At 68.6% G+C, this 24192-nt stretch carries 25 protein-coding genes; 5 read left to right on the top strand and 20 right to left on the bottom strand.

Annotated elements, in window-relative coordinates; all coding sequences use genetic code 11:
- The first annotated feature begins 3 nt into the window (after positions 1-3).
- On the top strand, positions 4-324 hold the full coding sequence (locus STRVI_RS02520) for a DMT family transporter (protein ID WP_014054046.1): 321 nt from the start codon (positions 4-6) through the stop codon (positions 322-324).
- 61 nt (positions 325-385) lie between these two features.
- Here STRVI_RS02520 and STRVI_RS02515 read toward each other — a convergent pair whose 3' ends face one another.
- The 6 genes from STRVI_RS02515 to STRVI_RS02490 all read right to left on the bottom strand — a co-directional run bounded on the left by STRVI_RS02515 (position 386) and on the right by STRVI_RS02490 (position 5599).
- Positions 386-1711, bottom strand: coding sequence for a dicarboxylate/amino acid:cation symporter (locus tag STRVI_RS02515; RefSeq protein WP_014054045.1), 1326 nt, complete (start codon positions 1709-1711; stop codon positions 386-388).
- Between the two features lie 377 nt (positions 1712-2088).
- Positions 2089-2355: a DUF4229 domain-containing protein gene (locus STRVI_RS02510; RefSeq protein WP_043235306.1), complete on the bottom strand. Its 267-nt coding sequence runs from the start codon at positions 2353-2355 to the stop codon at positions 2089-2091.
- Between the two features lie 115 nt (positions 2356-2470).
- Entirely contained in the window at positions 2471-2995 is a 525-nt protein-coding gene (locus STRVI_RS02505; RefSeq protein WP_014054043.1) for a GNAT family N-acetyltransferase, read from the bottom strand.
- A 193-nt stretch (positions 2996-3188) separates the two neighbouring features.
- The gene (locus STRVI_RS02500) at positions 3189-3848 is read right to left on the bottom strand and encodes a UdgX family uracil-DNA binding protein (RefSeq protein WP_014054042.1); all 660 of its coding nucleotides are present in this window, start codon (positions 3846-3848) and stop codon (positions 3189-3191) included.
- A gap of 63 nt (positions 3849-3911) precedes the next feature.
- Entirely contained in the window at positions 3912-5090 is a 1179-nt protein-coding gene (gene mqnE / locus STRVI_RS02495; protein WP_014054041.1) for an aminofutalosine synthase MqnE, read from the bottom strand.
- A gap of 47 nt (positions 5091-5137) precedes the next feature.
- On the bottom strand, positions 5138-5599 hold the full coding sequence (locus STRVI_RS02490) for an Lrp/AsnC family transcriptional regulator (protein ID WP_014054040.1): 462 nt from the start codon (positions 5597-5599) through the stop codon (positions 5138-5140).
- 112 nt (positions 5600-5711) lie between these two features.
- On the opposite strand from STRVI_RS02490, the gene STRVI_RS52465 reads away from it, so the two are divergent.
- The gene (locus STRVI_RS52465) at positions 5712-5888 is read left to right on the top strand and encodes a hypothetical protein (protein ID WP_165449181.1); all 177 of its coding nucleotides are present in this window, start codon (positions 5712-5714) and stop codon (positions 5886-5888) included.
- 11 nt (positions 5889-5899) lie between these two features.
- On the opposite strand, the gene STRVI_RS02485 is transcribed toward STRVI_RS52465, so the two are convergent.
- From STRVI_RS02485 to STRVI_RS02475, 3 genes are all read right to left on the bottom strand, one after another.
- Complete coding sequence (locus STRVI_RS02485) at positions 5900-6574, bottom strand: UbiX family flavin prenyltransferase (RefSeq protein WP_043235304.1); 675 nt, start codon at positions 6572-6574, stop codon at positions 5900-5902.
- An 81-nt stretch (positions 6575-6655) separates the two neighbouring features.
- Positions 6656-7579: a menaquinone biosynthesis prenyltransferase MqnP gene (gene mqnP / locus STRVI_RS02480; RefSeq protein WP_014054037.1), complete on the bottom strand. Its 924-nt coding sequence runs from the start codon at positions 7577-7579 to the stop codon at positions 6656-6658.
- Entirely contained in the window at positions 7576-9027 is a 1452-nt protein-coding gene (locus tag STRVI_RS02475) for a menaquinone biosynthesis decarboxylase (protein ID WP_014054036.1), read from the bottom strand. Before STRVI_RS02475 ends, mqnP begins: the two co-directional genes overlap by 4 nt.
- Before the next feature lie 90 nt (positions 9028-9117).
- On the opposite strand from STRVI_RS02475, the gene STRVI_RS02470 reads away from it, so the two are divergent.
- Positions 9118-9600 (top strand): PLD nuclease N-terminal domain-containing protein, encoded by a 483-nt coding sequence (locus STRVI_RS02470; RefSeq protein WP_014054035.1) that lies wholly within the window; start codon positions 9118-9120, stop codon positions 9598-9600.
- A 104-nt stretch (positions 9601-9704) separates the two neighbouring features.
- On the opposite strand, the gene ccsB is transcribed toward STRVI_RS02470, so the two are convergent.
- The 11 genes from ccsB to STRVI_RS52460 all read right to left on the bottom strand — a co-directional run bounded on the left by ccsB (position 9705) and on the right by STRVI_RS52460 (position 20004).
- Positions 9705-10799 (bottom strand): c-type cytochrome biogenesis protein CcsB, encoded by a 1095-nt coding sequence (gene ccsB, locus STRVI_RS02465; protein ID WP_014054034.1) that lies wholly within the window; start codon positions 10797-10799, stop codon positions 9705-9707.
- Positions 10796-12637, bottom strand: coding sequence for a cytochrome c biogenesis protein ResB (locus STRVI_RS02460; RefSeq protein WP_014054033.1), 1842 nt, complete (start codon positions 12635-12637; stop codon positions 10796-10798). Before STRVI_RS02460 ends, ccsB begins: the two co-directional genes overlap by 4 nt.
- Positions 12638-12640: 3 nt before the next feature.
- Positions 12641-13405 (bottom strand): cytochrome c biogenesis CcdA family protein, encoded by a 765-nt coding sequence (locus STRVI_RS02455; protein ID WP_014054032.1) that lies wholly within the window; start codon positions 13403-13405, stop codon positions 12641-12643.
- A 5-nt stretch (positions 13406-13410) separates the two neighbouring features.
- On the bottom strand, positions 13411-14028 hold the full coding sequence (locus STRVI_RS02450; RefSeq protein WP_014054031.1) for a TlpA family protein disulfide reductase: 618 nt from the start codon (positions 14026-14028) through the stop codon (positions 13411-13413).
- Between the two features lie 106 nt (positions 14029-14134).
- Positions 14135-15319: a hypothetical protein gene (locus tag STRVI_RS02445; RefSeq protein WP_014054030.1), complete on the bottom strand. Its 1185-nt coding sequence runs from the start codon at positions 15317-15319 to the stop codon at positions 14135-14137.
- Positions 15320-15585: 266 nt separating this feature from the next.
- Entirely contained in the window at positions 15586-16272 is a 687-nt protein-coding gene (locus STRVI_RS02440; protein ID WP_174893822.1) for a histidine phosphatase family protein, read from the bottom strand.
- Positions 16273-16280: 8 nt separating this feature from the next.
- Complete coding sequence (hemL, locus tag STRVI_RS02435) at positions 16281-17597, bottom strand: glutamate-1-semialdehyde 2,1-aminomutase (RefSeq protein WP_014054028.1); 1317 nt, start codon at positions 17595-17597, stop codon at positions 16281-16283.
- A 190-nt stretch (positions 17598-17787) separates the two neighbouring features.
- Positions 17788-18273: an integrase core domain-containing protein gene (locus STRVI_RS56315; RefSeq protein ID WP_050993607.1), complete on the bottom strand. Its 486-nt coding sequence runs from the start codon at positions 18271-18273 to the stop codon at positions 17788-17790.
- A 17-nt stretch (positions 18274-18290) separates the two neighbouring features.
- Positions 18291-19133 carry a hypothetical protein gene (locus STRVI_RS02425; protein WP_014054027.1) on the bottom strand — a complete coding sequence of 281 codons (843 nt, stop codon included), beginning with the start codon at positions 19131-19133 and terminating at the stop codon, positions 18291-18293.
- Complete coding sequence (locus tag STRVI_RS02420) at positions 19130-19672, bottom strand: SigE family RNA polymerase sigma factor (RefSeq protein WP_014054026.1); 543 nt, start codon at positions 19670-19672, stop codon at positions 19130-19132. Before STRVI_RS02420 ends, STRVI_RS02425 begins: the two co-directional genes overlap by 4 nt.
- A gap of 185 nt (positions 19673-19857) precedes the next feature.
- Entirely contained in the window at positions 19858-20004 is a 147-nt protein-coding gene (locus tag STRVI_RS52460; RefSeq protein ID WP_014054025.1) for a hypothetical protein, read from the bottom strand.
- Positions 20005-20811: 807 nt separating this feature from the next.
- On the opposite strand from STRVI_RS52460, the gene STRVI_RS02405 reads away from it, so the two are divergent.
- Complete coding sequence (locus STRVI_RS02405; RefSeq protein ID WP_014054022.1) at positions 20812-22083, top strand: IS256 family transposase; 1272 nt, start codon at positions 20812-20814, stop codon at positions 22081-22083.
- 269 nt (positions 22084-22352) lie between these two features.
- The gene (locus tag STRVI_RS02400; RefSeq protein ID WP_251982544.1) at positions 22353-23366 is read left to right on the top strand and encodes a helix-turn-helix transcriptional regulator; all 1014 of its coding nucleotides are present in this window, start codon (positions 22353-22355) and stop codon (positions 23364-23366) included.
- Positions 23367-24192: the final 826 nt, after the last annotated feature.

Raw genomic sequence — 24192 nt, 5'->3', positions numbered from 1 at the left:
GTCATGGCATGGGTCCTGCTGCTCATCGCCGGACTGTTCGAAATCTGCTGGTCGATCGGCATGAAGCTGAGCGACGGCTTCACCCGGCTGTGGCCCAGCGTCTTCACCGTCGCCGGTCTGATCGTGAGCATGGGGCTGCTGAGCGTGGCGGTGAAGAGCCTGCCCATCGGCACGGCCTACGGCGTCTGGGTCGGCATCGGCGCCGTCGGCACCGCGCTGCTGGGCATGATCCTCTTCCATGAACCGGTCACCCCGGCCCGGATCTTCTTCCTGCTCCTGCTGCTGGTGGCCATCGTCGGCCTGGAGGCCACGGCGGGCGAGTGAACGCCGCGGTGCCCCCGGACCTCGCGGAGGTCCGGGGGCACCGTTTGTCGCTGGGCAGCAGTTACGCGGCGGCGAGCCGGCGCTCCGGCTCGTCGTAGTCGTCCAGCGGGGAAGCGCTGGCGTGGGCGTACGCCTCGTGATCGAGGATCTTCTCGCGGGCCGAGACGATCACCGGGATCAGCGATTGGCCGGCCACGTTCGTGGCGGTCCGCATCATGTCCAGCACCGGGTCGATGGCCATCAGCAGGCCGACGCCCTCCAGGGGCAGGCCCAGGGTGGAGAGGGTCAGGGTCAGCATGACCGTGGCGCCCGTAAGGCCGGCGGTGGCGGCGGAGCCGATGACCGAGACGAAGGCGATCAGGAGGTAGTCGCCGATGCCGAGGTGGACGTCGAAGATCTGGGCGATGAAGATCGCGGCGATCGCCGGGTAGATCGAGGCGCAGCCGTCCATCTTCGTCGTCGAGCCGAAGGGCACCGCGAAGGAGGCGTACTCCTTGGGGACGCCGAGGCGCTCGGTGACCTTCTGGGTCAGCGGCATGGTGCCGACCGAGGAGCGGGAGACGAAGGCGAGCTGGATGGCGGGCCAGGCGCCCTTGAAGAAGCTCAGGGGGTTGACCTTGGCGACCGTCGCGAGCAGCAGCGGGTAGACGCCGAACATCACCAGCGCGCAGCCGATGTAGATGTCGGCGGTGAACGTCGCGTACTTGCCGATCAGGTTCCAGCCGTAGTCGGCGATGGCGGTGCCGATGAGGCCGAGGGTGCCCAGCGGGGCGAGGCGGATGACCCACCACAGGGCCTTCTGGAGCAGTTCGAGCACCGACTGGCTCAGCGTGAGGATCGGCTGGGCCTTCTCGCCGAGCTGGAGGGCCGCGACACCCGCGACGGCGGCGATGAAGACGATCTGCAGGACGTTCAGCTCGGTGAACGGGGTGATGACGTCGGTCGGCACGATCCCGGTGAGGAAGTCCAGCCAGGAGCCCGCGTGGTCGGGCTTGGCGCCGTCCTTGGGGGTCAGATCGGTGCCGGCGCCCGGGTTGGTGATCAGGCCGATCGCGAGGCCGATGGCGACGGCTATGAGCGAGGTGGCCATGAACCACAGCAGGGTGCGGGTCGCCAGCCGGGCGGCGTTGTTGACGTTCCGCAGGTTGGTGATCGAGATCAGGATCGCGAAGAACACCAGCGGGGCGACGGCCAGCTTCAGCAACTGGACGAAGATCGAGCCGATCTTGTCGAGCGTGGTGACCAGCCAGCCGACATCACCGCTGCGGGCGATCCAGCCCAGCACCACACCGAGGACGAGGCCCAGCAGGATCTGCGCCCAGAAGGGCACCTTGGGCAGGCGGAAGGACGACGACCCCTGGGGGGACGCCTTGAGGGCGGACGACAACGGACACACTCCGGTGGAGGTAAGAGAGCGGGAGAAAGCCAGGAGTCCGTACGGGATCTCCGGCCGCTGTGCGTGAGGTCGATCAGCGGCGACGACAGGCCGCGGAGAGACAGCGGCAAAGATCGATGTGCAGGCGCGCCACGAGCGGAACGCTCGCGGAGATGAGGGGCGCGGCTGCTGTCTTCATGACAAGTACATTAACACCGCGGCTTTGGGGCACCCAAAGGAAATCTTTGACTTCTGGCGGCTTCCCCGGGCTCCTGACGGCTCCTGAGGGGCCGAAAGACATCAACGCCCCCTGTGCCAACGGAAGCTGACACAAGGGGCGTCGGTGGAGTGTGCGGGGTGGTGTGAGGAGGGTTACAGCCCGGCGCGGGTCAGACGCCGTCCTCCTGGCTCTGGTTCGCCGCCAGCCGCTCCTTGGCGCGGTCCACCTTCTCGGCGACCTGGACGGCCACGGCGTCCCGCTGCCTGCGCAGCGTCACCCAACTGAGCGGCGCGGAGACGACCAGCGCGAGCAGCGCCACCCAGAAGAGGTTGGAGCTGCCGAGGCCGGAGGGCAGCACCCGGACGTAGACCAGGCCCCAGATCGCCAGGAACGAGCCGACGAAGATTCCCAAGCGCATGAGGGTGTAGCGGAACATGGCACTCGGCGTGAAGGACACGACTCGTCCTCTCTCCTGGGAGTTCTGCTGGGCGTTCTGCCGGAGCGTGTGCCGGAAGAAACTGTCCTCCCAGTGAACCACGGCCGGTTTCTGATCAATTCAGCGGCAGCCACATGGTGACATCGTCCCGGAAATCGTCGTCCGCGACCCTGATCGCGCCGGGCGCCCGGCCGACCTCCTTGTAGCCGCACGCCTCGTAGAAGCGGTCCGCCCCGGTGCCGCCGCGGCAGGTGAGCCGTATCCCCCGGATGCCGTCCATATCGCGCGCGGCGTCCTCGGCGGCGGCCATAAGGGCGCGGCCGTGTCCCTTGCCCTGGTGGGAGGGGTGCACCATCACGGTGTAGAGCCAGCACCAGTGGCGCATCAGCCGGTGGGCGTTGAAGGTGAAGAAGGCGGTGGCGGCCACGGCGCCGTCCTCGTCGCGGCCGATGAGCAGGCGGGTCCGGCCCTCCGTCATCGCGGCGAGGTGCTTGAGCAGATCGGGGCGTATGTCGTCCTTGGCCACGGGCGGTACGAAGCCGACGGCGCCGCCCGCGTTCGAGACGTCGGCCCAGAGGGCGCAGACGGAGTCGAGCAGCTCGGGGGTGGCCTCGGGATCGAGTTCAAAACGCAGGGGCATGCGGCCGACGATACCCACCGGCGCTGTTACCGCTCACGCGCCTCAGGCCCCGTACGCGACGGCGGCCGGGCTCCCCTACGCCACGGCGGCCGGGCTCCTGGACACGAGGGCGGCCGGGCTCCCGTACGCCACGGCGGCCGGGCTCCTGGACACGAGGGCGGCGGGGCTCCCGTACGCCACGACCCCGGGCCGCTCAGCCGAGTGCCTCCGCCGCGACCCTCAGATCCGCCACCAGCCCCTCGTACGCCGCCTCCCGGTCATCGGCCCGCAGCACCGCGGAGGGGTGGATCGTGGGGACGATCAGGGCGCCGCGCGCCGGTCCCGACGCATCGCCCTCCAGCCGCGTCCCGCGCTGTTGGGTCACCCGGAACGACGAGCCGAGCAGCGCCTTCCCGGCCGTGGCGCCGAGCGCCACGATCACCTCGGGCCCGATCAGCTCCACCTCGGCCGCCAGCCAGGGCCCGCAGGCGGCGAGCTCGCGCAGGCTGGGCGGCTTGTGGATGCGCCGCTTGCCGCGCTCGGGGACGTAGGTGAACTTGAAGTGCTTGACGGCGTTGGTGATGTACGTCTCGTCCGGGTCGATCCCGGCCTCGTCCAGGGCCCGGTCGAGGACCTTGCCGGCCGGGCCCACGAAGGGCTTGCCCTGCCGGTCCTCCTGGTCGCCAGGCTGCTCGCCGACGAGCATGGCCCGGGCGTCCGGGTCACCGGCGCCGAAGACCGTCTGGGTGGCATCGCGGTGCAGCGGGCAGCCGCGGCAGCCGGCCGCCGCCTCCCGGAGCGCGCCGAGGTCGGCGCCGTCCGGGACGAAGGGGGCGGCGGTGTACGCGTCCTCGGGGCTCTTCGTACCGGCCATGCCCCCCGGGTGCCCCGCCCGGCGGCCGTCAGACGGCGGCCGCCGGGCGGTGGGCAGAGCGGGTCACACCCGCATCGGCTGCGGGGACTCGCGGCGGGCCGCGTCCGGGCCCTCGAACTCGCGGATGATCTCGTAGCGGGTGTTCCGCTCCACCGGCCGGAAGCCGGCGTCCCGGATCAGCTCGAGCAGGTCGTCACGGGTGAGCTTGTTGGGCGTCCCGTAGGAGTCGGCGTCGTGAGTGATCTTGTACTCGACGACCGAGCCGTCCATGTCGTCCGCGCCGTGGTTGAGCGCGAGCTGTGCGGTCTGCACGCCGTGCATCACCCAGAAGACCTTGACGTGCGGCACGTTGTCGAACAGCAGCCGCGAGACCGCGAAGGTCTTCAGCGCCTCGGCGCCGGTCGCCATGGTGGTGCGGGCCTGAAGACGGTTGCGGATCTTGCCGTCCTTCATGTCCACGAAGTCGTGCTGGTAGCGCAGCGGGATGAAGACCTGGAAGCCGCCGGTCTCGTCCTGGAGTTCACGCAGGCGCAGCACGTGGTCCACCCGGTGGCGGGGCTCCTCGATATGCCCGTAGAGCATCGTGCAGGGGGTCTTGAGCCCCTTCTCGTGCGCGAGCCGGTGGATCCGCGACCAGTCCTCCCAGTGGGTTTCGTGGTCGACGATGTGCTGCCGGATCTCCCAGTCGAAGATCTCGGCGCCGCCGCCGGTGAGCGACTCCAGTCCGGCGTCGATCAGCTCGTCGAGGATCTCCGAGGCGGGCATGCCGGAGATCTTCTCGAAGTGGTGGATCTCGGTGGCGGTGAACGCCTTGAGCGAGACCTGCGGCAGGGCCTCCTTGAGCGCCTTGAGCGACCGCGGGTAGTAGCGCCAGGGAAGGGTCGGGTGCAGGCCGTTGACGATGTGGAGCTCGGTGAGGTTGTCGTTCTCCATCGCCTTGGCGAGGCGGACGGCCTCCTCGATGCGCATCGTGTAGGCGTCCTTCTCGCCGGGCTTGCGCTGGAAGGAGCAGTACGCACAGGACGCGGTGCACACGTTCGTCATGTTGAGGTGGCGGTTGACGTTGAAGTGCACCACGTCGCCGTTCTTACGGGTGCGCACCTCATGGGCGAGACCGCCCAGCCAGGCCAGGTCGTCGGACTCGTAGAGGGCGATGCCGTCCTCCCTCGAGAGCCGCTCGCCCGCGCGGACCTTCTCTTCCAACTCCCGCTTGAAACCCGCGTCGTGTGTGGTCCCCGTCACCCCGGGTCGCCTCCCAATACGTCTGCTGATGTCAGCCTTGGCCGAGACTACGCCTCGATGTCCTCGGGAAGCTCGCCGACCCGGTTCTCCCACTTGGTGGAGAGGACGATCGTGGTCCGGGTGCGGGAGACGCCCTTGGTGCCGGAGAGCCGGCGGATGGTCCGCTCCAGGCCGTCCACGTCGGAGGCGCGCACCTTGAGCATGTAGGAGTCGTCGCCCGCGATGAACCAGCAGTCCTCGATCTCGGCGAGCTCGCGCATCCGGTGGGCCACCTCCTCGTGGTCGGTGGCGTCCGAGAGCTGGATGCCGATCAGGGCGGTGACGCCGAGCCCGAGGGAGGCGGCGTCGACGGTCGCGCGATAGCCGGTGATCACCCCGGCGGCCTCCAGGCGGTTGATCCGGTCCGTGACGCTGGGCCCGGAGAGGCCGACCAGCCTGCCCAGCTCCGCGTACGAGGCCCGGCCGTTCTCCCGCAGGGCCTGGATGAGCTGCCTGTCCACCGCGTCCATAAGCACGTACGCCTTCCATTATTCAGGGATTGAGCGAGATTACATGTAGAATCTAAGGCATCAGGGCCACAAGCCCTGTAAATCTTTTAGGCGATACACCTGTCCTCAGGAGATGAGACTCACCGTGTACACGATCGAGGGTCTTGAGGCCCGCATGCTCGAGCTGCGGGACCTGGCCAACCGCTCGCGTGCAGCCCATGCCACCGACCGGCCCGTCTCCCGTGCGGCCCGCCGCGCGGCCGTCGTCGCGGCCCGCGCCGCGCGCACCAGGAGGCGCTGGACCCGCTAGGGCCGACGCCCCTAGGCCATTCCCCGGTCCCGGTCTCCACCGAGCTCCCCCTCCCACCGGCGGTACAGCTTGTGCGGCACCCCCGCCGCGTCCAGCACCCGCCCCGCGACGAAGTCCACCAGATCCTGGATATGCGTCGCCCCCGCGTAGAACGCCGGCGAGGCGGGCAGCACCACCGCGCCCGCCTCGTCCAGCGACACCAGGGCCTTGAGGGTCTGCCCGCTCAGCGGCGTCTCGCGCACCGCCACCACGAGCTTGCGCCGTTCCTTGAGCGTGACGCTCGCGGCCCGCTGGAGCAGATCCTTCGACAGCCCGAGCGCCACTCCGGCCACACACGCGGTGCTCGCCGGGACGATCAGCATCCCCTTGGTCGGGTACGAGCCGGAGGACGGCCCGGCCGCGAGGTCCCCGGCCGCCCAGTGGGCCACGTCCGCGACCTCGGCGGGCACCTCGAAGGCGTCGGGTCTGCCGTCCGCGCCCCGCGCCAGCCAGCGGCGCAGATCCTCGCGCCAGTGGGCGTCGCGGAAGCCGATCCCCGTCTCGTCCAGCAGCGTCAGCCGTGACGCCCTGCTGACCACGAGGTCGACGGCCTCCCCCGCCGCCAGCAGCGCGCGCAGCACCGAGGCGGCGTACGGCGTCCCGGACGCGCCGGACACACCGACCACCCAGGGACGGCGCCGGCTCACTTCTTCGTGCGGCCCGTACGGCTCGTGCGGTCCGTAAGGCTCGTGCGGCGTCTCCACGTCACCGAGCCTATCCGGCGGGTCTCACAGGCCGAGGCCCCGCACCATGAGGTCCAGGAGCGCGCAGACGAAGAGGGCGATCCCGATGAAGCCGTTGACCGTGAAGAAGGCGCGGTTCAGCCGGGACAGATCGCCGGGCCGCACGATGGTGTGCTCGTACCCGAACGCCACCGCGACGATCACCAGCCCCACCCAGAAGAACGCCCCGGCGTCCGTGGCCAGCGCGTACCAGACCAGCAGGGCCGTGGTGACCACATGGCAGACGCGCGCCCCGTACAGGGCGCCCGCGATGCCGAAGCGGGCCGGTACCGACCGCACCCCGTGCGCCCGGTCGGCCGCCACGTCCTGGCAGGCGTAGATCAGGTCGAAGCCGCCGATCCAGATGCCGATCGCGAGCCCGAGGATCACCGCGTCCCACGACCACTCGCCGGTGACCCCGATCCAGGCGCCCACCGGGCCGATGGCCTGGGCCAGCCCCAGGATGGCGTGCGGATAGTCGGTGAACCGCTTGCCGTACGGATAGACCACCATCGGCACCACCGCGAACGGCGCCAGCGCCAGGCAGAGCGGGCCCAACAGCGCCGCCGCGCCCAGGAAGACGGCGAGCGCGATGAGTGCGCCGGTCCAGGCGGTGCGCACCGACACGGCGCCGGTGACCAGCTCACGCCCGGCGGTGCGCGGATTACGGGCGTCGATCTCGCGGTCGATGATCCGGTTGCAGGCCATCGCGAAGGTGCGCATGCCCACCATGGCGACCGTGATCAGCAGGAGCCGCGTCCAGTGGACGGTGCCGTCCCACAGTTGCATCGCGGTCAGCGCGGCGGTGTAGGCGAAGGGCAGCGCGAAGACCGAGTGCTCGATCATCACCAGCCGCAGAAAGGCGCGGACCCGGCCGGGCGGCGCCGGTTCGGGGCCGAAGAGATCAGAGGTTGCGGAATCGGCGCTCACAGCCCGTACTCCTTCCATCGCTTTGTCACCCGATCGGCGATCTCCGGGTCGGACATGACCATGCGCGGCCATCCGCCGTCGCGCGTATAGCCCTCCTCGGGCCATTTCGCGGTGGCGTCGATGCCCGCCTTGCCGCCCCAGAACTGCTGGTACGAGGCGTGGTCGAGGTGGTCGACGGGGCCATCGACCACGGTCAGATCGCGGCCGTAGTCGGTGTTCCCGAGAGCGCGCCAGGAGACCTCGTGCAGATCGTGTACATCGCAGTCGGCGTCGACCACGACGATCAGCTTGGTGAGCGACATCATGTGGGCACCCCAGATGGCGTGCATCACCTTCTGCGCGTGCTTGGGGTACTTCTTGTCGATCGAGACGATCGCGCAGTTGTGGAATCCGCCGGACTCGGGGAGGTGGTAGTCCACGATGTCCGGGATGATGATCTTGAGCAGCGGGAGGAAGAACCGCTCGGTCGCCCGCCCCAGCGGTCCGTCCTCGGTCGGCGGACGGCCCACCACGATCGACTGGAGCAGCGGCCGCCGCCGCATCGTCACACAGTCGATCGTCAGGGCCGGGAACGGCTCCTGGGGCGTGTAGAAGCCCGTATGGTCGCCGAACGGGCCCTCGGGCAGCATCTTCCCGGGCTCCAGCCAGCCCTCGATGACGACCTCGGCCGCCGCCGGGACCTGGAGCGGCACCGTCTTGCAGTCGACCATCTCGACCCGCCGGCCCTGGACGAACCCCGCGAAGAGGTACTCGTCGATGTCGCCGGGCAGCGGCGCGGTCGAGGCGTAGGTCACGGCGGGCGGCGCGCCGAAGGCGATCGCCACCGGGAGCTTCTCCCCGCGCCGGGCGGCCACTTGGTAGTGGTTGCGGCTGTCCTTGTGGATCTGCCAGTGCATGCCGATGGTGCGGCGGTCATGGCGCTGGAGGCGGTAGAGGCCGAGGTTGCGCACCCCGGTCTCGGGGTGCTTGGTGTGGGTGAGGCCGAGGTTGAAGAACGACCCGCCGTCCTCGGGCCAGGTGAACAGCGCCGGAAGCTGGTCCAGATCGACGTCCTCGCCGGTGAGGACCACCTCCTGGACGGGCGCGTCCTTCACCTTCTTCGGCGGCACATGGGCCATCGAGCCCAGCTTCCCGAACGCCTCGCGCATGCCGCCGAATCCCTGCGGCAGCTCGGGTTTGACCAGCCCGCCGATCTTCTCGCTGATCTCGTCGTACGAGCGGAGTCCGAGGGCCTTGAGGAGGCGGCGGTCGGTGCCGAAGACATTCATGGCCAACGGCATCGCCGAGCCCTTGACGTTCTCGAAGAGCAGCGCGGGGCCGCCCGCCTTGTTGACCCGGTCGACGATCTCCCCGACCTCCAGGTACGGATCGACTTCGGCCTTGACCCTCTTGAGGTCGCCTTCCTTGTCGAGCGCCCGCAGAAAGGAACGAAGATCGTCATAAGCCATGCGTCCCAGTATCCGGTACGCACTACCCTGGTCCCGTAACTGGGGGCCCGAGCCACCGCCCCGAACACCACACGCAGGGGGAATCGCCTCATGCTACGGGTGCTGATGATCCTGGTGCCGCTGGCACTGAGCATCTACGCGTTCATCGACTGCATCACCACCGACGAACAGGACATCCGCTATATCCCCAAGCCCATCTGGGCGATCCTCGTCCTGCTGTTCCCCATCGTGGGCTCCATCTCCTGGCTGATCGCGGGCCGTAAGCGCGCCGTCGCCGGAGGCGGCGGGCGGGGCGCTGCCCGCGGCGCGGGCAACGGGGGCGGGTGGGTCGCGCCGGACGACAATCCCGAGTTCCTCAAGTCCCTGAACGACACGAGCCGTAAGGACGACGGGAACGCCGCACCGGCCGACACGCCCGGCGACCAGGAGGAGAGCGACGAGGAGCGCCTGAAGGACTGGGAGGCCGACCTCCGCCGCCGCGAGGAGGAGCTGCGCCGCAAGGGCGAAGGGCCCGGCCCCGGTTCCGGTTCCGGCTCCGGTCCCGAGGACTCACCGCCGCCGGCCGCGTCCTGAGGAGGGGGCGGCCGGCCTGACGCGGCGGCCGGGACTGTCCGCACGCACCACGGCCGGTGCCCGTGACCTGGGTCACGGGCACCGGCCGTTGCCGTGTTCCGGTGTCAGACCCCGGCGTAGGAGTGCTTGCCGGTGATGAAGATGTTGACGCCGTAGTAGTTGAACAGGTAGCAGCCGAAGGCGATCAGCGCGAGGTAGGCGGCCTTGCGGCCCTTCCAGCCGGCGGTGGCGCGGGCGTGCAGGTAACAGGCGTAGGCGACCCAGGTGATGAAGGACCAGACCTCCTTGGGGTCCCAGCCCCAGTAGCGGCCCCAGGCCGCCTCGGCCCAGATCGCGCCCGCGATGATCGTGAAGGTCCACAGCGGGAAGATCGTGGCGTTGATGCGGTACGCGAACTTGTCCAGCGACGCCGCCGAGGGCACCCGCTCCAGAACGGACTTGGCGAACCGGCCGTACTGCTTGCCCTCCGGGTTCTCCAACTGGGCCTCGTAGCGGTCGCGGAAGAGGTACAGCAGCGTGGAGACGGCCCCGATGTAGAGCGAGGCGCCGGAGACGATCGCGCAGCTCACGTGGATCCACAGCCAGTACGAGTGCAGGGCCGGAACCAACTGGTCGCTGTCGGTGTACAAGACAGAGACGGCGAGACCGAGGTCGAGGAGGACCGTGGTGACGAGGGGCAGCCCGATCCAGCGCACATTCTTCTTCAACGCCAGCAGCACGAGGTACGTGGCGACCGCGACCATGGCGAAGGTCGTGGAGAACTCGTACATGTTGCCCCACGGCGCCCGCTGCACCGACAGCGCGCGGAAGAAGACGCCCACCGCATGAAAGAGGAAGGCCAGTACGGTCAGGCCCACCGCGATCCGGCCGTACACATCGCCCTGTTCGGTGCCGCCCGCGGCGCCCGGCCCGTCCGGCACATCGCGGCTGCCCGCCGCGGAGCGGGTGACGATCTTCGGTCGCTCCAGCACGGCGGTGCCACCGCTCTGGCCGCCGACCCGCACGGTCACCTTGGCGCGCTGGGCGGACGCGGCGTCGGCGGTGATCGCGGCGGCGGTGCGGCCGACGGCGCTGCGGCTGCCGAACACCCACTCGGCGATATGCGCGAGGAAGGCGAGCGTGTAGACCGCCATCGCCGAGTAGATCAGCACGTTGCTGTAATGAGCCAGGTTCTCGTTGACTTCGGCGGCGAGGTTCACGCGCGCGCTCCTTCGGCAGGATCTGCGGGATCTGCGGTGTCGGATGCGGATTCCGAGGCGGAGTCCTTGGTGGGCTCCTTGGTGGAGTCCTTACCGGCGTCCTTGGTGGAGTCCTTACCGGGCTCCTCGGTGGAGTCTCGGCCGGGCTCCGGATCGGGTTCCGCTTCCGGGGCCGGAGGTGCGTCCGTCTGCAGACGGACGGCCAGATCGGCGAGTTCTTCGGGGAGCTTGGCGTACTCACTGCGGCCGAGCCCCGCCATCTCGACCACGGTGGTGCCGTCGTCGCCCCTCACCGCGCGCACCCACACCCGGCGGCGCTGGATGAACAGGGAGCCGGCCAGGCCCACCAGGGCGGCGACGGCGCCGATGAGGGCGCCCTGGTCACCCGGCTTGTGCGAGATCTGGAAGCTGGCCCATTCCTTGACGCCGTCGAACGACAGCGTTCCGCCGCCGTTCGGCAGCTTCATGGTGTCGCCGACCTTGAGCGCCCGGGCGAACTTGGTCTTGCCGTCGGGCTCCATGAACTGCTTCATCCGCGACTTGTCCAGCTGGTACACGCTCTGCGGAGTGCCGCCGTCGACGCCGAGGCTGCCGTGGTAGGCGGTCAGGACCAGCGTCGGGTTGTCCAGCGCCGGGAAGACGGAGAACATGCCCTGGCTGCGCACCCAGGTCGGCAGGAACTGCCCCTGGAAGCCGATCTGGTCCTTCTTGCCGTCCTTGTCCCGGTAGTCCGGGACCTTGATGACCATGCTCTCGGTGAGGTTGGCCCCGTCGATCGGCAGCCCGACCGCCGGGCCCTGGTGCACCACATTGCCCTTGCCGTCCCGGATGGTGACGACCGGCGAGTAGCCGTGGTTCAGCAGGTAGACCTTGTAGCCCGAGATCTCCAGCGGCTCGTTCACCTTGATGGAGGTCTTACGGGTGGCACCGTCCGCGCCGTCCCAGTAGGACACATCGGCGCGGAAGGTGCGCGGGGTGCGCATCTGCGGACCGCTGCGTTCATAGGTCGCGGTGAAGCGGTCGAGCTGGAAGCCGAAGGGGGCGAGATCGGCGTTGTCGAAGAGCTGCCCCGACTTGATGTCGTCGTACTGGGTGACGCTGTTGGAGAAGCCGCCGCCCTCGGTGATCAGGGTGCTGCCCTCGGTCTTCCACAACTGCCCGGCGGCGAAGGAGACCAGCAGCACGATCAGCGCGATATGGAAGAGCAGATTGCCCACCTCGCGCAGATAGCCCTTCTCCGCGGCCATCGCGTCCCCCGAGCCATGGATGCGGAAGCGGCGCCGCTTCATGATCTTCCGGGCGGCCTCGAGCACCTGCTCCGGCTCGGCCTCACTGCGCCAGGTGGTGTACGCGGGAAGCCGGGTCAGCCGGCGGGGCGCGGCCGGCGGGCGGCCGCGCAACTGGCCGATGAACTGCCAGGTGCGCGGCACGATGCAGCCGATGAGGGAGATGAACAGCAGGAGATAGATCGCCGAGAACCACACCGAGCTGTAGACGTGGAAGAGCTGCAGCTTCTCGTAGATCGGCGTGAGCGTCGGGTGCCGCTCCTGGAAGTCCTGCACCTTGAGCTGGTCGATGCTGGTCTGCGGGACCAGCGAGCCGGGGATCGTGCCGAGGGAGAGCAGCAGGAGCAGCAGCAGCGCCACCCGCATCGAGGTGAGCTGCCGCCAGAACCACCGAGCCCAGCCGAGCGGCCCCAGCGAGGGGATGTTGATCTCCTCGACCGGGGCGGTGGAGAGCTGCGACTCCGCGGCGCCGAGCTCGCGCTCCTCGGCGGTCGCGCCGCTCTCGGGCGGCGCCTCCTGGCCGGCCGCGGTGTCGGTATCGGTGGTGGACATCAGTCAGATCCCAACGTTGAAGCCCTGAGCCCAGGTCTGCATGGAGCCCATCATGGTGTCCCAGATACCGGTGAGCAGCAGCACCCCCAGGAGGACGAGCATGCCGCCCCCGGCTCGCATCACCCAGACGTAGTGCCGCTTGACCCAGCCGAAGGCGCCCAGGGCCCGGCGGTAGGCCACGGCGACCACCACGAAGGGCAGCCCGAGCCCCACGCAGTACGCGGCGGTGAGCAGGGCCCCGCGCCCCGCGCTCGCCTCATTGAACGCCAGGGCGTTGACGGCGGTGAGCGTCGGCCCCAGGCACGGCGTCCAGCCGACGCCGAACAGGGCGCCCAGCACCGGCGCCCCCGCGAGCCCCAGCGTGGGCTTGATGTGAAAGCGGAACTCCCGCTGCCCGAAGCCCCCCAGCACCCCCATGAAGGCGAGGCCCATCACGACCGTGACGACCCCGAGAATCTTGGAGATGGTCTCCTTGTGCTCCTGGAGGGTCCAGCCGAAGTTGCCGAAGAGCGCGCCCCCGGAGACGAAGACCGCGGTGAAGCCGAGCACGAAGAGCGAGGCGCCCGCGACCATCCGGCCGCGCTTGGCCTCGGCCAGATCCGTCCCGGTGACCCCGGTGACATACGACATATAGCCGGGCACCAGCGGCAGCACACAGGGGGAGAAGAAGGAGACCAGCCCGCCGAGCAGGGCGACCGGAAGCGCCAGCAGCAGCGCCCCGGTCAGGACGGTCTGGTTGGGATCGGTGGCGGCGGCCAGCGTGCTCACGGAGGTCACTTCTCCGCGATCAGCGGGGTGATCATCGAGCGCAGGCGCTCCTCGCTGAGCGGCGTCAGAGCGCGGGCAGCGATCCTGCCCTCCCGGTCCAGGACGATCGTCGAGGGGATGGCCTGCGGGTTGAGGCTGCCCTTGGGGAAGCGCAGCATGAGCTTCCCGATCGGGTCGTAGAGGCTCGGGTAGTCGACGCCGTATTCCTTCTCGAACCTGAGCGCGGGGGCTCGGTTGGAGTCACGGGTGTTGATCCCGACGAACTGCACGCCCTTGGCCTTGGTGTCCTTGGCGACCTTGGCGAGGTTCGCCGCCTCCGCGCGGCAGGGGGCGCACCACGAGCCCCAGACGTTCAGGACCACGATCTTGCCCTTGTAGTCCGCCACGTCCAGCGGCTTGTCCTCCAGGGTCTTCCCCGACAGCTTGGGGGCGTCCTTACGGTTCTCCGCGGAGACCGTGTCCACGCCGCCCTTGCCCTGGACGAACTTGGTGTCGGTGGAGCCGCCCGAGGTGCCGCCCCCGCCGCAGGCGGTCAGGGACAGCGCGGCGATCACGGCCCCGATGGCCGGCACGGTTACGCCACGACGGGTCGCGAGGCCCCGAGGGGCACGGCAGGCACTCATGTGAAAAGTTTCGCATGGACCTTTTGGGGATCTTCGCCACCCCCCTCCGGGCACCCTCGTCGGGGTTCCGGAGGGCCTCTGCGGACCTTACGGCCCGCCGGCGCGGTCAGTGGCCGCTCGCGCTCCACGCCTGGCCCACGCCGAGCCCGCGCAGATCGGCCAGGACCGCGGGGTCCTGTGCGTCCATCCAGTCGGTGAACTGCTTGAACGAGACCAGCCGGACGTCCTTCCGCTTCTCGTCGGCCATATGCTTCAGCGCCTCTTCGACGGCGTCCATGTAGATGCCGCCGTTCCACTGCTCGAAGTGGTTGCCGATGAAAAACGGGGCGCGGTTGGTCTCATAGGCCCGCTTGAAGCCGGCTATGTACGCCTCGGTGGCCTGCTTGCGCCAGCCCGGGTAGTTCGCGGGCGGGGCATTGGTGGAATTCTGCGACTGGTTCGCCAGGATGTTGTAGTCCATCGAGAGCACCTCGAAGGTGTGCCCCGGAAAGGGAATCTGCTGCAGCGGGAAGTCCCAAACGCCCTGCTTCTTCGACGGCCACACCTGGAGTCCGCCGGGCGAACTGGCGTCATAGCGCCAGCCGAGTTCCCGGGCGGTCGGCAGCAAATTGGTCTGGCCCTTCAGACAGGGCGTGCGGCCACCGATGAGTTCCTTGTGGTAGTCGAACGGCAGCGGATCCACATCGGTGAAGCGCGTATTCGTCCGCCACTCGGTGACGAAGGACATGGCCTGGTCGATCTCGGACTTCCACTGCGCGGACGTCCAGTTCTCCACCGACCCGCTTCCGGAGCAGAAATGGCCGTTGAAGTGGGTGCCGATCTCATGGCCCTCGAGCCACGCCTCGCGGACGTTGCGCAGCGTCTCCTTGATGTGCTCATCGGTGAGATAGCCGATGTCGGAGGCGCCCACCGCGTTGTTCGGCGGCCGGTACAGCGACTTCTTCGACTCCGGAAGGCAGTAGATACCGGAGAGGAAGAAGGTCATGGTCGCGCCGTGGTCCTTGGCCAGCCTGCGGAACCGCGGGAAGAGACCGTTGCCGACCTCTCCCGCGCCGTCCCATGAGAAGACCACGAACTGCGGCGGCTTCTGCCCCGGCGCCAGCCGCTCGGGCTTCGGGTCCGCCGGCCGCTGCTCACCGTGCGAAGTGGAACCGTCACCGATCGGCTTCGCCTGAGCCGTCTTCTTCGCAGGCTTCGGCGACCCGGATCCCGAGGAACAGCCGGCGACGGCCAGCGATGCCGCCGCTCCCATACCCAGACCGAGGATCCCCCTCCGGCTGACCTCACGCATAACGTCCTCAATTCGCACTCGCCGTTCTGATTGCCCGGGGTGTCCGGACAACCCTGGAGATGGCGAAGCGAATAGCGAGGTTCCGAAGGAACGCGGTCAATTACACGGTGGACACAATGTCTCCATTCGGGAACGCGCCCCGTGACGAGCCGGCCACCGTGCGGCCATGTGCCGGTCACGCGCACCGCGGCCCGCGCCGCTGAGGCGCCGTAGCCCTGCCGCTCAGGCGCCGTAGCCCTGCCGCTCAGGCGCCGTAGCCCTGCCGCTCAGGCGCCGAAGCCCTTGGAGGCACCCTTCACCGGCTTGGCGCCCGCGCGCAGATGGGCCGGGACAAGATCACGGGCCGGTTCGCTGTAGCCCACCGCGACGATCCTGTCGCCGCGGTAGGTGAAGCTGGTGAGGCTGGCCAGGGTGCACTGCCGCTTGCGCGGGTCGTGCCACAGCCGCCGCCGCTCCACGAAGCTGCGCACGATCCAGATGGGGAGCTGATGGCTGACGCACACCGCCTCGTGCCCGCGCGCGGCGTCCCGCGCCCGGCCCAGCGCCGCCATCATCCGCACCACCTGGTCGACATAGGGCTCGCCCCAGGACGGGCGGAAGGGGTTGGTGAGATGGCGCCAGTTGGCCGGTTTGCGCAGCGCGCCGTCGCCGACGCCGAAGGTCTTGCCCTGGAAGACGTTCGCCGCCTCGATCAGCCGCTCGTCCGAGGCCACATCCAGGCCGTGCGCCTTGGCGATCGGCCCCGCCGTCTCCTGCGCCCGCTCCAGCGGGGAGGCGACGACATGGGTGATGTCACGGTCGGCGAGGTGCTCGGCGACCCGGTCGGCCATCTGCCGCCCCAGATCCGAGAGGTGGTAGCCGGGCAGCCTGCCGTAGAGCACGCCCTCCGGGTTGTGGACCTCGCCGTGGCGCATCACATGGACGACGGTGATGTCGTTCTCGCTCTGTGTCATGTCACCCATCATTCAGTGGCCTCGGCGGCGGCCCGCGCCGCCCCCGGCAGAGCCGCGGCCACCCGCTCCAGCGCCCGCTCGTCATGCGTCGTGGAGACGAACCACGACTCGAAGGCGGACGGCGGGAGATAGACGCCCTGGGACAGCATCGAGTGGAAGAAGGCGGTGAAGCGGAACGACTCCTGCGCCTTGGCCTGCTCGTAGTTGGTGACCTCGTCGCCGGTGAAGAAGACCGAGAACATGTTGCCCGCGACCTGCACCCGGTGGGCCACGCCCGCCTTGGAGAGCGCCTCCGTCGCCATCGCCCGCAGCCGCTCGGAGGCCGCGTCGACCTGTCCGTACGCCGCGTCGTCCAGCAGCCGTAGCTGCGCGACGCCCGCGGCCGTGGCGACCGGGTTCCCGGACAGCGTGCCCGCCTGGTAGACCGGGCCGGCCGGGGCCAGGCGCTCCATGACATCGGCGCGCCCGCCGAAGGCCGCGGCCGGGAAGCCGCCGCCCATGACCTTGCCGAAGGTCATCAGCTCCGGCTCCACGCCGTCCAGCCCGAACCACCCGGCCCGGGAGACCCGGAAGCCGGTCATGACCTCGTCGGAGATGTAGAGCGCGCCATGGTCGGCGCAGAGCTGCTTGAGGCCCGCGTTGAACCCGGGCAGCGGCGGGACCACGCCCATGTTGCCCGGCGACGCCTCGGTGATCACACAGGCGATCTCCCCGGGGTGCGCGGCAAAGGCCGCCCGGACCGCCTCCAGGTCGTTGTACGGCAGCACCACGGTCTCCCCCGCCTGCGCTCCCGTCACCCCCGGAGTGTCCGGCAGCCCGAAGGTCGCCACCCCGGACCCGGCCGCGGCCAGCAGGGCGTCCACATGCCCGTGGTAACAACCGGCGAACTTGATCACCTTCGACCGCCCGGTGAACCCACGGGCCAGGCGGATCGCCGACATCGTCGCCTCGGTGCCGGACGACACCAGGCGCACCTGCTCGACGGGGGCGACCCGCGCCACGATCTCCTCGGCGAGCTCGACCTCACCCTCACCGGGCGTGCCGAACGACGTACCGCGAGCGACGGCGGCCTGCACGGCCGCGATGACCTCGGGGTGGGAATGGCCGAGGATCATCGGTCCCCACGAGCACACGAGGTCCACATACTCGCGTCCGTCGGCATCGGTGAGGTACGGACCGTCACCGGACACCATGAACCGGGGCGTTCCTCCCACGGCGCGGAACGCCCGCACCGGAGAGTTCACGCCGCCGGGGGTCACGGCGGCCGCGCGATCGAAAAGCGTCTGCGACACTGGGGCTTCATGGCTATAGGGCAGTTCGGTCATGACCTGCTGTCTCTACGTCGACGGGAGGCGAACCCAACCAGCGTAGGACAGTGCACCCAAGTGGTGGGCACGCCCGCTCATGAGGAAGCCCCGCCCGGCGCCACGGGGGAAGCGCACGGACGGGGCAGGTGTCCGCTCCGGCCGGGTGGCCGCGCGGCGGTCTCCTAGGTGTGGTGTCTCGGGACCTTGGTTACACGAAGTCCTCGAACGTGAGCTGCTGCGGGATGTCCACGAGCGGCTCGGGTGGCTGATCGAAGACGACTCGGTAGTCGCTCCCTGCGGTACGGCTGATTGGCGGTCGACCGCCGAGCGCCGCGTGTGGTCTGTCGTGGTTGTAGTAGTTCACGAACTCTGCGAGGGCGACGCGGCGTTCGTACTCGGACGTGTAGTCGCGGACGTATGCCCACTCTCTGGCGAGAGTCCCGTTGTACCTCTCGACTTTTCCATTCGTGCGTGGTGTGTAGGGGCGGGTGCGCTTGTACTTCGTGCCGGTCACGGCCACAGCGGCCTTCCAGGCGTCGGAGCGGTAGCAAGAGCCGTTGTCGGTCAGAACGCGGCGGGTCGGGGAGATGCTGTGGGCGGCGAAGAACGCCACGACCCGGTGCCAGAAGGCGACCGCGGTCACGGCCTTTGCCGCGGGCGTCGCGAACCGTCGTCCGGCCTCGGCTCCCCGCACTCGGTCTCCCGCTTCGTCTACTTCGTCACCTTGATCCCCTCGAACGCGGTGGACTTCGGCGCCAGGCAGACGAACCAGTCGTAGGGCGAGTGCTTGGGGCTGTGGATGACCGGAACGGCGGCGTTCGCCTCGGTGGCCGCGGACGCACGGCCGACCTTGGTAGACGTGCCGTCCTTCCAGTTGCAGGTGACCTTCCGGGCGGTCTTGGCGACCTGGCCAGTCACCAGGCGCGGGGCCGTGTCGTTCCCGGGGAGCAGCGGGAGCGAGACGGTCCCGGACTCGCCGCCGGACAGGACGTCGTCCTCAGGTACCACGATGTCCGCGATCTGGGTGGTCCTCGCCTCTTTACCGGTGACCCGGTGCACGAAGTGCGCGACATTGCCCACCAGTTCGGAGGCCGTGGAGACGTCCTCCGGGTGCTCGCCGAACTCCGCCATCGCCGCCAGGGTGGCCTTGGCCTCCGCCGTGTCCGCCGGAGCCTTCCACACGTCGATGTACACCCTCCACGGCACTCCCGCGTCGGTGCCGCTCGCCAGGGTCGTCCGCATGTGCGGCTCGGGGGTCGTCCGCATGTGCGGCTCGGACGCCTCCGCGCTGGCGACCGGCCGGCTCGCCGGCGACACCCCCCGGTCCCCGTCACCGGACAGCCCCGTCAGCGCCAGAGCCCCCGTGGAGCCGGCCACGACCAGGGTGGTGGTCGCCACGACCGCCCAGCGACGGGCCTTGCGGCGGCGGCCGCCGCGAATCAGCGCCTGGGCGGGGGCTATGCCGATCTTCACCTCGTCGGCCGCGTCGGCCAGCAGGAGTGCGATGTCGTGCTGTGTCATGTTGTGGCTCGTCTCCCAGTCCGCGCTTTTCACTTTCGTCCTCCCTGCGTCACTGTTTCCGCCAGTCCCGATATGGCGCGCAGCTTCGCGATCCCCTTGGCTGCGTTGCTCTTCACCGTGCCGACCGAACAGCCCATCGCCTCGGCCGTTTGTGTCTCGGTGAGGTCCTCCCAGTAGCGCAGGACCACTGCTTCCCGTTGCCGTGTCGGCAGTTCGGCCAGCGCCTTCAGCAGTGTGTGGCGGTCGTCGGCCTGGGCGATCCGGTCACCGGTGTCGGCCACCTCGTGTGTCAGGCCCGCGTCCTCGCTCCTGGGCACCAGGAACTCCCGCAGTTTCCTGCGGTACCTGCGGGCATGCGCGTTGATCATCACTCGTCGTACATACGCCTCCGGGGCGTCGGCCGAGGCGACCCTGTGCCAGGCCACATAGACCTGTTCCAGCGTCGACTGGACCAGATCCTCCGCAGCGTGCTGCTCCCCCGTGAGCAGGAATGCCGTGCGCATCAGCCGCGGCCAGCGGCCGACGACGAAGGCCTGGAACTCTCTGTCCCCGGCCTGTTTTCGAACCCCCATGAGCACCTCCTAGATGTTCAAAAGAGGCCATGAGAGGCCGAGACCGTTGCCTTACCGCGGAGTCTTCTTCCGCGTTCTCGTCGGGGCGGGGGGTGCCTGTTGAGGCGGATCCTCCTGGAGACTCCTGTCGCTCGTCCCGCAGCCAACTGACACGGCCGTGGCACCAATGTCATGAGATGGCACACCTAGGTGATGAGGCAGGGCGGGCAGTTCACCTCTCGCTGCCACACGTTCCACCCCTCGGAGTCGTCGGCCGCCGACGCTCCGCAGCGCGCAAGACCATCGCGCATCTTGTGGACGGTCATGACGTCACGGCCGATCGTCCCGGGCACCCACCACTCCTCTTCAGTCGGCGGTCGTGTCTGAGGCTTCCCCACGGTCCTCCCCTCTCTGTGGCTGGAGTCTCCTCCGACGGCAGTGCGCGCACGGGTACGGGCACGGCGGGAGGTCAGCACCCGCGGGGATGTAGACGACGCCAGAGACGGGATCCTCAGCCCCGCCGTACTTCGTCCACCACCCGACCCGCGACCCCTCGTACGCGGTCCCCGCATACGGGTCGGCGGTCATGGCATCAGCGCGTGGTACTGCTTGACTTGCGCGTCCACCAAGCGGCGAAGCTCCGCCCACGTGGGAGCACTGACGGTCTGATCCAGCTTGCCCCTGCCCTCCACCGCCGGGAGGCTCGGGATGCTGTACGGCGCCGTGGCGTACCACTGGGGCAACTGACCTCCCAGCACTGGCTTTGCCTCAGACCGGAAGTACGTCCACCCCTCTGGCAAGGGGTCAGACAGCGGCGTGGGCTCCATGCGTCGGCTCATGACGTGGCCTCCGGGGTCTTGTCCTCCAGCACACGTTCCGCCTCAGGCTCCAGCGGGCTCGGTGCGGGGAGTCGGCCGCCCCGGGACTCCGCCACGCGGAGCACGTCCGTCAGGCACTCCGTGAGGCGCTTCATCAGATAGGCACACTCGTCCGGCTCGATGCGTAGACCGGTGCCCAACAAGCCCTTGGCGAGAGACAGAACAGCCTCCGCCGTTGCGACCTGTTCAGCTTGAGCGTGTCTGAAAGATCGTGTAAGTCCGTGATGTGGCAGGCTGGCCGTGGCTCTGACCTGGGCCTTTGACCAGCCGGGACGGACGGACATGAACGACAACGAGATCCTGGCCGTCGGACCGGTCGAGGACGAGCTCGTGGATGAGGTCGTCGAGCGGTTGATGGACCGCGCCGACGCCTCGGGTGCTGCCCTGCTGGGTGAAGGCGGGCTGCTGACCGAGGTGACCCGGGCCGTGCTGGAGCGGGCCCTGGACGCGGAGATGACCGACCACCTCGGATACGAGAAACACGATCCCGCGGGCCACGGCTCGGGCAACAGCCGCAACGGCACATCGCGCAAGACGGTGCTGACCGATGCGGGGGCGGTCACACTGGCCGTTCCGAGGGACCGTGACGGGTCGTTCGAACCGCAGTTGGTGCCCAAGCACGCCAGGCGGCTCGCGGGCTTCAACGAGCAGGTCCTGTCGCTGTACGCACGCGGCATGTCGGTGCGCGACATCCGCTCGCACCTGGCCGGCATGTACGGCGTCGAGGTCTCACCGGACTTGATCAGCAAGGTCACCGACGCTGTCACCGATGAGCTCGACGCATGGCGGAACAGACCGCTGGACGCGGTCTGGCCGATCATCTACATCGACGCGCTGTGGGTGAAGATCCGCTCCGGATCCGTGGCCTCCCGGCCGGTCTACCTGGCCGTCGGGGTGGACATGGACGGCTGCAAGGACGTGCTCGGCCTGTGGGCCGGCGACGAGGGCGAAGGCGCCACGACCTGGATGACCGTGCTGTCCGAGCTCCGTAACCGCGGGGTCGAGGACGTGTGCATCGTCGCCTGCGACGGGCTGAAGGGCCTGCCCGACGCGGTCACTGCGACCTGGCCCAAAGCCACCGTTCAGACATGCGTGATCCACTTGATCCGTGCCTCGCTGAGATTCGCCTCCAAACAGCACCACGCAAAGCTGGTCACGGAGTTGAAGGCCATTTACACCGCCCCGACCGAGCAGGCCGCCGAGCAGGCCCTCGCCGACTTCACCGCAGGCGAGCTGGGCCAGCGGTATCCCGCGATCGTGCGGACCTGGCAGGCCGCGTGGAGCGAATTCACCCCCTACCTCGCCTTCCCGCCGGAGATAAGGAAGGTCGTCTACTCGACGAACCTGATCGAGTCGATCAACGCGCGGCTGCGGAAAGCCACCCGCAACCGCGGACACTTCCCCTCCGAGCAGGCCGCGTTGAAGGTGCTCTACCTCGCCATCCGTGAGCAGGTCACCCCCAGAGCGCGCGATGTCAACCACGTCGCGGCACACTGGAAGAAGGCACTGAACCAGTTCTCACTCTTCTTCGAGGACCGGCTCAACCCCAAGTGAAAATCGAGGACTTACACAAAGTTCCGTACACGCCCTTCAGCTTCGACGCGATCGGCTAACCGGGCAATCCGGCCGTTGGGGGAGTCGTCTGGTGTGTACGCGAGTTTGCCGTTCGGCCCCGGCCAGGGCAGTAGGCGTAGGCGGGTAGCCTCCATGTGTCGCGCTCCTTCGCAGCGTGGCCATGCCCCCGGGCCGTTCGCGCGGTCGCGGGGGTCCCTTGCATCGGCCCATGCTCCGCCTCGCAGTGCTCACACGGGAGTTGACCAGGATTGACTATTCTGGAAGGACCACCGGTCAACCCCCAGAGGTTCACGATGCGTGACTTTGCTGATCTTGCCCGTAGGGCACTTCGGGACAGCGGCTATTCAATGAAGGCTGCGGCACGTGCGCTGAACTACGACCCTGCCTATCTGTCCCGTGTGCTCAATGGGAAGCAAAAATCATCGGAAAATCTCGCGTCAGCGCTGGATTCCCTCGTTGGGGCAGGCGGGGCACTGGCCGGAATAGTCCTCAACGATGACGACGCCGCTCGGGTTGCGAAAAGCTCTGCCAATCCTTCCCGTCTCGACGCTGGGACCGTGGATGCGCTTGCCGGAGTCTTGGCCGCATACCGCCGCCTTGACGACACGGCACAGCCAAAGTCCGTGATTCCGGCGACGGTGGCGCAGATGAAAGAGGTTATCCGCATGCTCCGCGCTGCCCGGGGGCCGCACCGGGACCGGCTAGCCGAAGTAGCGTCGGAATGGACACAATTCGCCGGATGGCTTCATGCGCAGGCCCGAGACGACAGCGAAGCGGTAAGCCTTCTTAACGGTGCTGTAGAGCTTGCCGACGAAATCGAGAACGGCACCCTGGCGGCGCAAGCACTCAACTTCAAGGGCTACCTTGCTCGGCAGCAAGGAAGGCCACAGGGTACTGCCCGTTGGTTTGCCGCAGCAGCGAACACGCCCGGGGCACATCCGGCACAGCGAATCGGCGACTACCTACAGGCAGCGGGTGGACTTGCTGAAATGAAGGAGCCCGATCTAGCGCTACGCATGGTGGAAGACGCGGAAAGGCTCATGGACGAAGCCGCCGCCCTTCCTCCGCCAGAAACTGCCTACTGGCTCACGCCCAACTTCAACCGACTGAATATGGGAATCTGCGTTCTCTCGCTGGGGCGGTACAACGAAGCCGCCGACCACTTGCGGGCCGGTCTTGCTGGCCTGCCTGATGACCTCGCCGACGCGCCGTGGACCTGGGAACACAAGGACGCGCTTCGCCGGGCGGTAGCAGCGGCATAAACGTAAGACGGCCCCCGCACTCTGTCCGACTGAGCGCGGGGCTTCCTTACGTCAGAAGGCATCCCAGCCGCCGACGCTGAACACAGCCGTCTTGCGGCGCAAGAGCTTCCCACACCACGGACGGCAGAATCGCTTTGCCCTCCCCGGCCCCTTCTTCTGCTCCAGCGGCTTACCGCACTGGAGACACTTGGTGCTCTCGTCCTTCGCAGACGTGTTGGAGTAGTCCATGTTAAACCTCTCTAGAAGTCGGTGGGGCCGCCCTCCCCTGAATGGAGAGAGCGGCCCGGGTGCGTCAGTGTGCGTTTGGTTTACCAGCGGCCGACGTTGATTGCGCGCGACGTCTCCGCTTCGCGGACGGTGTACCGGTGGTCGACGAGTTCCGTCAGTTCCCTGTCACCGATGTACGTGTGATTCTCGACGATGACGTTGGGGCTTCCACTCCTTCCGGAGTTGGCCCGGAGGGTGTCCCGTTGGCCGGAAGTGAATACTGGCTCGGGCTTTCCAGTTCCGTTGGCGACGAGGGAAAGGCCGGGGGGTAGATAACCGCCGCTGTCGCATGGCTGACACCGATGAGAACGAGTACGACCCAGCGCGGCGCGTGCGCATGCCTGACGACGAGTGGGGGGCCGCTCCTAGCGGCAGCGAAGACCGTGCACCCGACGGGCCGCCGCCCCCGCAGACGCGTGATTCGGGAGTTCGTCAGGTGGTACCTACGACGTCCCGGCGCGAAGCTGCCTGAGCGGCCCCCAACGGGCCCCTGGTCGACGCCCTGAGCCACACACACGCCAACGGCCCCCGCCAGCCTTCGACGGGGGCCGTTTTTGTG

It is taken from the genome of Streptomyces violaceusniger Tu 4113 (genome assembly GCF_000147815.2).
GTDB lineage: Bacteria > Actinomycetota > Actinomycetes > Streptomycetales > Streptomycetaceae > Streptomyces > Streptomyces violaceusniger_A.
Note: the sequence above shows the minus strand (reverse complement) of the source record. Positions and strands in the feature narration are given on the sequence as shown.